Origin of the sequence: Paenibacillus sp. FSL H3-0333 (assembly GCF_038002805.1) — a bacterium.
In the GTDB taxonomy this organism is placed as follows: domain Bacteria; phylum Bacillota; class Bacilli; order Paenibacillales; family Paenibacillaceae; genus Paenibacillus_AQ; species Paenibacillus_AQ silagei.
On the sequence record NZ_JBBODG010000001.1, the window covers coordinates 7,693,135 to 7,702,637 of the forward strand.

The following is a 9,503-nucleotide window of genomic DNA, read 5'->3' on the forward strand; positions in this document are numbered from 1 at the left end:
TGGCCGGCAAGTTTTTTGCCAGTTATGGTTCTATATTCACACTCGCTCCGTTTAGTACCATAATTCCATTCCCGCCTTCTGACAGTCCCTTCATCTCCTCCATCAGACCGAACAGGGCCCCATCCTTGAGCTTCGCCTCAATCATCACATCTACGGCGGGAGTATCCGCAGCAATCCGCTTCAGAAAAGCAACCAGCGGTGCCGGCTCCACCCCATCGGCATGGCTGCGCGGATCAGACGGGCTGCGCGGGCTGGACACATGGATCTTCGGCGGCAGCTGCCCTCCGGGCGGTACATCCTTCAGTGCCAGAGGGCTTGTCCATGTCTTCAGGATCTCCGGCCACAGCTCCCAGGGAAGCTCACCTTCATTGTTGACCCATTGGTGATGGATATCCAGCACCATCGGCAGCTCCATTCTGCGGCAGACCTCCAGCGTCTCTACCGCGTTGAACGTCTTGTCGTCGTTCTCCAGCGTCATCCGCTCTCTAAGCGCAAGCGGCAACGCGGAGCATTGTACGCAGAAGCGTTCCGCAGACAGAGGCTTGTCCCCGTAAGCGCCGCCGATGTGGATATTGCTCTTAGCCGTCGCCGGCAGCCCCATCGCGTCCAGCATGTCCGTATGATGCTGCAGATCACGGATCGAGCTTGCAAGTACCTCCGGCCGCGGCGTACTCAGCACCGTGAAGTGATCCGGGTGGAAGCTGACGCGCAGCCCGTGCTTCTTCACATAGCTGCCCACCTCAGCGAATTCCTCCGCAAGAGCAGCCAGCGGATTCCAGTCCGCCAGATCAGGGTGGGTGGCCAGCGGAACCAGCTTGGAGGTGAGCCTGTAGACCTTAATATCCGATCCGACATTATGCTTCAGCAGACGGAGCGTATTATGCAGATTCATCCGGGCGATGGATTCCAGCTTACGAAGGCCCGCCTCCCGGTCGCCCAGCTTGTTGAAGCTTGCCATCGTCATCGTTTTGGAGGGAGAACAGTCAGGGATCACCGTAGACATGGCAACATAGCCGAAGCGGACAATCATCCCTCTTCCCCGAAGAACATTTCGTAGGCAAGAGCTGTCTGAACGCGCGACTCTTCCTCATTCAGCTTCCGGACCAGATCCATTTCCACCGCCGTAACCTCATTGCCCTGAAAATTGATTTCAGCAATCGACGCAGAAATTTTGACAATGGCCACCGCTACATTCTCCGGGTTATAGGCGATCACCTTCTGGCCGGTCGGATAGACACGGAAGCCCTGCTTCACCATCTTGGTACGTCCGTACTCCAGCAGCTCGTACAGCTCCTGCTCATTCTTGAACTTGCACACCGAATTGAATTCTGATTGAAACCCCATGCTTCTCTCTCCTTCCCGGCCGGAATGCTCCCGCCGATCAACGTGGTTTATTCATTATCGTACTTCAGGCCCTGTCTGAACCGGTAACGCTCCAGCGCCAGCCCGATCATACGGTCCAGCAGCGCTTTATAGGACACACCGGTCTCACGCCACAGCAGAGGATACATGCTGAACGGGGTGAAGCCTGGCATGGTATTCACTTCATTAATAAGAATCTTGCCGTCAGACTTCCGCAGGAAGAAGTCGGCCCGGGTAATTCCGCTGCCCTCAATAGCCTTGAAGGCCAGTATCGCCGACTCGCGCAAGTGGTCCGCTACCTCGGGATCGACAGGTGCCGGGATCAGCATCTGTGATTTGCCGTCCGTGTATTTGGCCGCATAATCATAATATTCACCGGAAGAGACGATTTCACCCGGAACCGAGGCCTCCGGCTCCTCATTGCCGAGGACCGCCACCTCCACTTCCCGCGCATCCACGAACTCCTCAATAATCACCTTCGTGTCATAACGGAAGGCATAATCCACAGCCTTGATCAGACTTTCCTTGTCGGTGGCCTTGGAGATTCCTACGCTGGAGCCCAGGTTGGCAGGCTTGACGAATACCGGATATCCCAGCTTATCCTCCAGATCTACAATCAGCTCGTGCTTGCGCTGTCTCCAGTTCGCAGCATTGAAGTAGCAGTAGTCACATTGCTCCAGCCCCGCCTCGCCGAACAGCTTCTTCATGACAACCTTATCCATACCCGCCGATGAAGCCAGTACGCCTGCACCAATGTACGGGATATTCGCCATCTCGAACAGACCCTGAATGGTACCGTCCTCGCCGTTCGTGCCATGCAGCAGCGGGAACATGACGTCTATTACCTGCTCGCCTCCGCCAAGTCCGCTGAACAAGGCATTCAGGGCCATGCCCATATCTCCGGCAGCCCCGGAGAGCTTAAGCTGCTCAATCGCGGGGAAGGGAGCCTCCAGCACTGCACCCACCTTCCATACCCCCTGCTTGGAGATATAGAACGGAATAATCTCATATTTATCGTAGTCAAAAGCGTTCATAACCGCATAAGCCGTCTGCAGCGATACCTCATGCTCTCCGGATTTGCCGCCGTACACCAGTCCTACGGTAGTTTTAGCGTTCCCCATGCCCTAACCTCTTTCTGATCTATAAATAGTCATTGATATGAAAAAAACGATATGCCGTCCGGTCCGTCCAGGCGTAGGAATCCTTGTAATCCCAGAAGCGGTGACGGCTGCTAACCGTCCGCGCATTCACCAGCGGCTGCCCGCCAGCATCAAAAGCGGTAACGATCGTGCTGTGCTGATAATGCCCGTTGCCGTCCCAGTCATACTGAATAATGTCGCCCAGCTGAAGCTGCTCCGGCCGCTCTACAATCTCTGCCCGCAGCCCGGTGCTACGGCTCCCGCTCAGATAACGCTTCAGGCTGTCGGAGACCGCCCAGCTGAAGCTCCACCATTCCTGGGCTCCATTATAGCCCTTGTACCACCAGCCCGTTTCTCTTTTACCAGTATAGTTGATAGGCGCTCCCCCTGCAAAGAGACATTGGGAGACATAATTCGTGCAGTCCACCTCAAAAATCTCGAACTCCGGATTCCCCTCCTTCCACCAGAGGTCGGCATAGGCTGCAGCCTCCTCCCTGCGGTACCGCACCTCCCTTACGCCGCTTGCGCCCTTCAGGACACGGCGGTTCAGCAGCGGCTGGGACGGACGCGGATCGGGCAGAGCCTCCCCCCATTCCGAGAGCCGCAGAGCCGGATCTTTCTCCACCACCTTGCGCACCCCATTCCGCTCAGGCACGCGGCGCTCCACGTTCACAATCTCCCAGCCGTCTTTTTCACGTACAAAGGTCAGTCGCTCCGACTCCACCACATCCTCGCGGTGCGTCATCCCGCCCTTCTCATAATAGAAGGCGCTGTGCAGCGCCACATCGGCGACCACCTCGGCAGGATTCTGCCGCACAGTTCGCAGCGTCCGCACCCCCGTCTCCCCGCGCAGCGGAGTAATGCCCCGGCGGGTGTACCACTGGGCGATCCGGCGGGAACGCGTGCGCTGTTCGTCCAGGAACCGGGGGTCCCTAATTGTGGTATGGCGCGGTTCGGCGCCAGGTGCAACCCGCCCCTTGTTCAGCTGGTCCACATAGACATAGAGACTTTTCTTCCACTGCTGCTCCATTCATCCTCCGCCCTTTCGTTCACAGATAAGAATGTATATGATGTAAGCTAAGAATATTCCTTCACGGTTTCACCGCCACAATGGCTGCTGTCCTATGTATATGAAGGATTGCTCGCACCTATACGGAAGCGGGAGCGATTTAACTGCAAGGAAGTCAGGGAGCCGGCGGTTCTATGCATCCGTGGAAACCCTGAATATACCTTACATCAAGGAGCAAAAAAAACTTTACTCCCCCCATTGTAAACGTTATACTTAAAGTATAGGAATTATGAAATGTAGTTTCACCAGATGAAACGAGGAGGCGCATATATGCCAAGCAAGGACCATTTTTCATTGGCCAAGAACCTGAAATCAGGTGGCAAAACTTATCGCTACTATCATTTGAATGCTCTGGAGGAGCAAGGTGCAGGCGACATTTCCTCCCTGCCATTCTCCATTAAGGTCTTACTCGAAGCGGCTGTCCGCCAATATGACGGACGGGCAATTACTGAAGAACATGTCAAGCAGCTGGCCAACTGGTCCGGCGGCATTGACCGCAATAAGGAAATCCCGTTCATTCCTGCCCGGATTGTCCTGCAGGATTTCACCGGCGTACCTGTAGTTGTGGATCTCGCCGCTATGCGCGATACCGTTAAGAAGGCGGGCGGAGACCCGAAGAAGATCAACCCGCTTGTACCGGTTGACCTTGTTATTGACCATTCGGTTATGGTGGATGCGTTCGGAACGGCCGATGCCCTTGAATATAATATGAACGTAGAATTTGAGCGTAATGAGGAGCGCTACCGCTTCCTGCGCTGGGCACAGACCGCCTTCAATAATTTCCGTGCGGTTCCTCCGGCAACCGGAATTGTGCATCAGGTGAACCTGGAGTATCTGGCTTCTGTTGCGGCCACCAAAACCATTGACGGAGAGACGGTTGTCTACCCGGATTCCCTGGTCGGCACGGACTCCCATACTACAATGATTAACGGCCTTGGCGTAGTAGGCTGGGGCGTCGGCGGAATTGAGGCTGAAGCAGGAATGCTTGGACAGCCGCTGTATTTCGTTACCCCGGATGTCGTTGGCTTCAAGCTGACCGGCAGTCTGATGGAAGGCGCTACAGCTACCGATCTGGCCCTTACCGTTACCCAAATGCTGCGCAAGAAAGGCGTGGTCGGCAAGTTCGTCGAATTCTACGGTCCGGGTCTGGCGAACATCAGTCTGGCAGACCGGGCGACAGTAGCCAACATGGCTCCTGAATACGGCGCAACCGTCGGCTTCTTCCCAGTAGATGAGGAGACACTGGCCTATCTGCGCAGCACCGGACGCCCGGATGAACTGGTAGAGCTGGTAGGGGATTATTATAAGGCGCAGGGTATGTTCCGCACCGCAGAGACACCGGACCCGACATTCAGCGATGTCATTGAGCTGGATCTGGCTTCTGTGGTTCCCAGCCTGGCCGGACCGAAGCGTCCGCAGGACCGGGTAGAGCTTACCCATATGAAGGAGAATTTCGAAGGCATTATCCGTACACCTGTCGACAAGGGCGGCTATGGCCTCAGCGACGAGAAGATTGCCGAAGAAGTTGAGATTCAGCATAAGAACGGAAGCACTAGCAAGCTCTCTACAGGAGCGGTAGTCATTGCAGCCATCACGAGCTGTACGAACACCTCTAACCCGAGCGTAATGCTGGGCGCAGGCCTGCTTGCCAAGAAGGCTGTAGAACGCGGGCTGACCAAACCGGGCTATGTCAAAAGCAGCCTGACTCCCGGATCGCTGGTCGTTACAGAATATCTGCAGAAGGCAGACCTGCTGAAGCCGCTGGAAGCGCTCGGCTTCTACCTGGCCGGCTACGGCTGCGCTACCTGTATCGGCAACTCCGGTCCGCTGCCGGATGAAGTCAGCGAAGCCATTACAGAGCATGATATGACGGTTGCCGCCGTAATATCCGGGAACCGTAACTTCGAGGGCCGCGTGCATGCCCAGGTCAAGGCCAACTATCTGGCTTCACCGCCGCTGGTTGTCGCCTACGCACTGGCCGGTACGGTGAATATTGACCTGAAGACCGAGCCGCTGGGCTATGACCCGCAGGGTGAGCCTGTCTTCCTGGCCGATATCTGGCCGACTACAGCCGAGATCCGCGAAGCCATAGGGCTCTCGCTCAGTCCGGAAATGTTCCGCAGCAAATACGAGAATGTATTCACAGCCAATGAACGCTGGAATAACATTCCGGTACCGGAAGGCGAGCTGTATGAATGGGATAACAACTCCACCTACATTCAGAATCCGCCATTCTTCGAGCACCTGGCTGACGGTATCTCTGACATTAAGGACATCAAGAGCTCCCGTGTACTGGCGCTGCTTGGCGATTCCGTCACTACCGACCATATCTCGCCAGCCGGGAATATATCTACTTCCGGTCCAGCCGGGGAATATCTGCGGGGTCATGGCGTGGAACGCGCTGACTTCAACTCCTACGGCTCGCGCCGCGGGAATCATGAGGTGATGATGCGCGGTACCTTCGCTAACATCCGTATCCGCAACGCAGTGGCTCCTGGAACAGAAGGCGGCGTAACCACCTTCCTGCCGAGTGATGAGGTCATGTCGATCTATGACGCCTCCATGCTGTACCAGTCGGCCGGACAGAACCTGATCGTTATCGCCGGTAAAGAATACGGCACAGGCAGCTCCCGTGACTGGGCTGCTAAGGGAACACTCCTCCTCGGAGTCAAAGCCGTCATCGCTGAGAGCTTCGAGCGGATTCACCGCAGCAATCTCGTGGGCATGGGCGTGCTGCCGCTGCAGTTCCAGGAAGGCCACGGCTGGAGCAGCATGGGGCTGACCGGACGTGAGACCTTCGACATTACCGGTCTTGACAACCATGTCCTTCCCGGACAGGAGCTGACAGTCACTGCTACCCGTGAAGACGGCACCCAGTTCGACTTCCCGGTCATTGCCCGTCTCGATAGTACCGTAGACATCGACTACTACCGCAATGGCGGTATTCTGCAGACAGTCCTCCGCCAGATGCTGGCAGATGCTACAGCTTCGGAAGCGGCTCAGCCGGTAGAATAATTCGGCTTCATAAGAATAGATCATTATACAAGCTGCGCCGGTATCAGATTTCAGTCTGATACCGGCGCAGCTTTTTGTCTTTTTCAGGAATGCCCTATTTGACTGACAGCAGGCTGGTCGTAATGAAATCCAGCTGTTTCTCCAGAGAGATCGGGTCATTGTACGTATCGGCAGCAGGGTTCAACTGGAATACATTCCCTTCCTTGACCGCCGGAAGCCCCTTCCACAGCGGATTGTCATAGACAATCTTCGGGTCTGTAGTATCCCCTGACCACGGGCAGGTGAAGATAATGTCTCCGGCAAAGTCCGGCAGCTTCTCCAGGGAGATGGAAGCCCAGCCAGTTCCGCTGTCGATGGCCTCCTTCTGCGCTTCTGCGGGAGCCTTCAGCCCGAACTCCCCATACAGAATCTCACCGCCTCGGCCATAGTTATGTCCGAATACAAACAGTCCCTTGGCATATGGATTCAGGATAGAAACCGTCTTATTGCCAACAGCAGCCTGTACCTGCGGCTTCAGCTCAGCAATGCGGGCCTCCCACTGGGCGATCCAGGCCTTAGCTTCATCATTCTTGTTCACCAGCTTGCCGTAGTCGAGCATCTGATCCTTATAATTCTTGGCGCCATACTGAATCTGTACCACAGGCGCAATTTCCTTCAGCTTATCGATGCCTTCTGTGCCGGTATACACAATAATCAGGTCAGGGTCCAGGGACAGAATGTTCTCCGGGGTGACATCGTCACCAAGCCCTTCTGCACCTTCAAGCATGTCTGCAAGATACGGACTATCCTTGGCTCCCTGCATGACCCCTACCGGCTTCACACCCAACGCCAGAAGATATCCTGTATAAAAGGCTGTAGTATCCACGATTCGCTGCGGATTCTTAGGCACTTGAACCTCACCGGCGCTATCCTGGAAGGTAACCATCTCTGCTTCAGCGGAAGGCTCGCCAGCAGCCGGAGCAGCAGTGGGTGCTTCAGAAGCTGCAGGTGCAGGTGCATTCGCTGCCGTCCCGGAGCCAGAGCCGGAATTACCCGATGAACCGCAGGCTGCCAGCAGGAGAGCCATGACGAGAGTAAAGACAATCAGGACAAGACTTTGTTTAGAGTATCGCAAGATAATCCCCCTATGTATGTATGATATTGATAATCATTATCATTAGTAATATATCACAGAGTAGACATGCTGACAACTCTCCCGAGAACTTTCCGCAGGAACAAAATACCTGCAGCATCCCCATTGTGATCGGTTTTCCGACCACATTCGGCCCAGATGAGACCACGCGCTGTCCATGTGTTCGGTGAAATCAGCGAAGTCATTCCTATTACTGATTCAGAATATAGTTAAAAATCATAATTTCCTCTAGAGTAAAGGGCTGGAGTAACCCAGCCCCTCCTCATCAAACCGTACGTGAGGTTTTCCCTCATACGGCTTTCCGATGTTTGTCATTCATGGGCATGCAGATTACAATAGCGTTTTTAGTCCGCACTTATTGGCCATATACTTGACCTCCGGGAATGAACTCATCCATCTCCTCCGATTTCTCTTCTTTGCATACCACCGGGTGAATCGCTGCAGAATATACCAATCCAGCTTCGCTAACCTCTTTTGGCTATACTTCGTGTAATAATAATTTCTCCATCCCTGTATCTTGGGATTGAGCCATTCCACGTGTTCCTCAAACGATTTCCAGCGCATGCCGGGTGGTGCTAATCGGTCTTTGACCACGCCCCGGATACGTTCCTCTGCCTTCTTCGTTAGCCACTGCTGTGTGGTATAGTACACCTTCCCTTGAGAGGTTTCTGCTTTCGTTTTTCGGTGGTGCATTCCTAAGAAGTCGAAGCCTTCGTCTCCTGTCCACAGACCTACAATGCGGGTTTTGGTCGGATGTAGCGTGAGTTCCAGACGTTCCATAATGTTGCGGATGAGTTCATACGCATGTTCCGCATCCTTTTTGGTTTTACAGACCACAACGAAGTCGTCTGCATACCTCGTCAGTTCTCCCAGCCCACTTCCGTGTTTCTCCCATAATCGGTCAAAGTAGTTCAAATAGATATTCGCCAGCAGTGGCGAAATCACGCCACCTTGGGGTGTCCCTAAATCGGAGCGCCGTACGTTTCCTTCTTCCATCACTCCCGCATGTAGCCACTTCCGTATCAGCTTCAAGATCCGCCTGTCATTGATACGCATTTGTATTAACTTCATGAGCTTCTCCTGATTGATATTGTCGAAGTAGCCTTGGATATCGATGTCGACTATCCAATTTCCTTTGCGGTTGCAGGCTTTACGGATTCGCTCCAACGCTCCTTTCGCACTTCGTTTCGGACGAAATCCGAAGGAGACTTCTTTAAAATCGGCTTCAAAGATGGGTTCAATCACCAGTTTCGTTGCCATCTGTAGGACTCGGTCACGCACGGTAGGGATGCCTAGCGGTCTTGGCTTCCCGTCTTTCTTTGGGATATAGTGCCGACGTACGGGCTGCGGATGGTAGCTGCCTTCTTTCAGTTCTCGCTCGCATTCCTTGAGGAATCTTGTTTCTCCTTGTTCTTCAATATCTGCGAGCGTTACGGCATCTACTCCCGCAGCTCCCTTATTCGCTTTCACCCGTTTCCAGGCTTCGCATAGCACATCCCACCGGTAGACTTTGTCGTACAAGGCGTGGAATTTACGCTTGTTGTTCTCCTTGGCCGCATGACCTAGCTTTTCTTGGAGTTCTTGAACTTTTTCCTTGGGTGTCGTTAGCCGTTTGGCATTCACTCACTCGTACCTCCTCCAAAAGCGTAAACAAAGCAGGGCTCCTTCCCTCCCTAAGGTTATGTTGTCCTTAGGTTCTTCGGTACTATAAGCCCCTCGGACTCCCTTCCCACAGACGGTTCACTTCGTCTTCTGGACTTATAGAGCGTCTCTTTACGGGTTCCTT

Annotated in this window: 7 protein-coding genes; 1 reads left to right on the forward strand and 6 read right to left on the reverse strand. The window is 54.3% G+C overall.

From position 1 onward, the window contains the following. Positions 1–22 precede the first annotated feature (22 nt). Genes uvsE through MHH78_RS33435 form a run of 4 tightly spaced genes read right to left on the reverse strand, consistent with a single transcriptional unit; the run spans position 23 to position 3,531 of the window. A complete protein-coding gene (uvsE, locus tag MHH78_RS33420) occupies positions 23–1,030 on the reverse strand; it encodes a UV DNA damage repair endonuclease UvsE (protein WP_036723795.1) in 1,008 nt (335 codons plus the stop codon). Next, positions 1,027–1,344, reverse strand: coding sequence for a hypothetical protein (locus MHH78_RS33425; RefSeq protein ID WP_039308646.1), 318 nt, complete (start codon positions 1,342–1,344; stop codon positions 1,027–1,029). The genes uvsE and MHH78_RS33425 overlap by 4 nt, the downstream gene beginning before the upstream one ends. Before the next feature lie 47 nt (positions 1,345–1,391). Further along, positions 1,392–2,483 (reverse strand): D-alanine--D-alanine ligase, encoded by a 1,092-nt coding sequence (locus tag MHH78_RS33430; RefSeq protein WP_341170253.1) that lies wholly within the window; start codon positions 2,481–2,483, stop codon positions 1,392–1,394. Between the two features lie 19 nt (positions 2,484–2,502). Continuing rightward, positions 2,503–3,531, reverse strand: coding sequence for an amidase domain-containing protein (locus MHH78_RS33435; RefSeq protein WP_076084778.1), 1,029 nt, complete (start codon positions 3,529–3,531; stop codon positions 2,503–2,505). Between the two features lie 309 nt (positions 3,532–3,840). Between MHH78_RS33435 and acnA the strand changes: the two genes are divergently transcribed. Next, positions 3,841–6,585, forward strand: coding sequence for an aconitate hydratase AcnA (acnA, locus tag MHH78_RS33440; protein WP_076084781.1), 2,745 nt, complete (start codon positions 3,841–3,843; stop codon positions 6,583–6,585). 94 nt (positions 6,586–6,679) lie between these two features. On the opposite strand, the gene MHH78_RS33445 is transcribed toward acnA, so the two are convergent. Both MHH78_RS33445 and ltrA read right to left on the reverse strand, forming a co-directional pair. Next, the gene (locus MHH78_RS33445) at positions 6,680–7,699 is read right to left on the reverse strand and encodes an ABC transporter substrate-binding protein (RefSeq protein WP_341170254.1); all 1,020 of its coding nucleotides are present in this window, start codon (positions 7,697–7,699) and stop codon (positions 6,680–6,682) included. A 348-nt stretch (positions 7,700–8,047) separates the two neighbouring features. Then, entirely contained in the window at positions 8,048–9,340 is a 1,293-nt protein-coding gene (gene ltrA / locus MHH78_RS33450) for a group II intron reverse transcriptase/maturase (protein WP_340825768.1), read from the reverse strand. Positions 9,341–9,503: the final 163 nt, after the last annotated feature.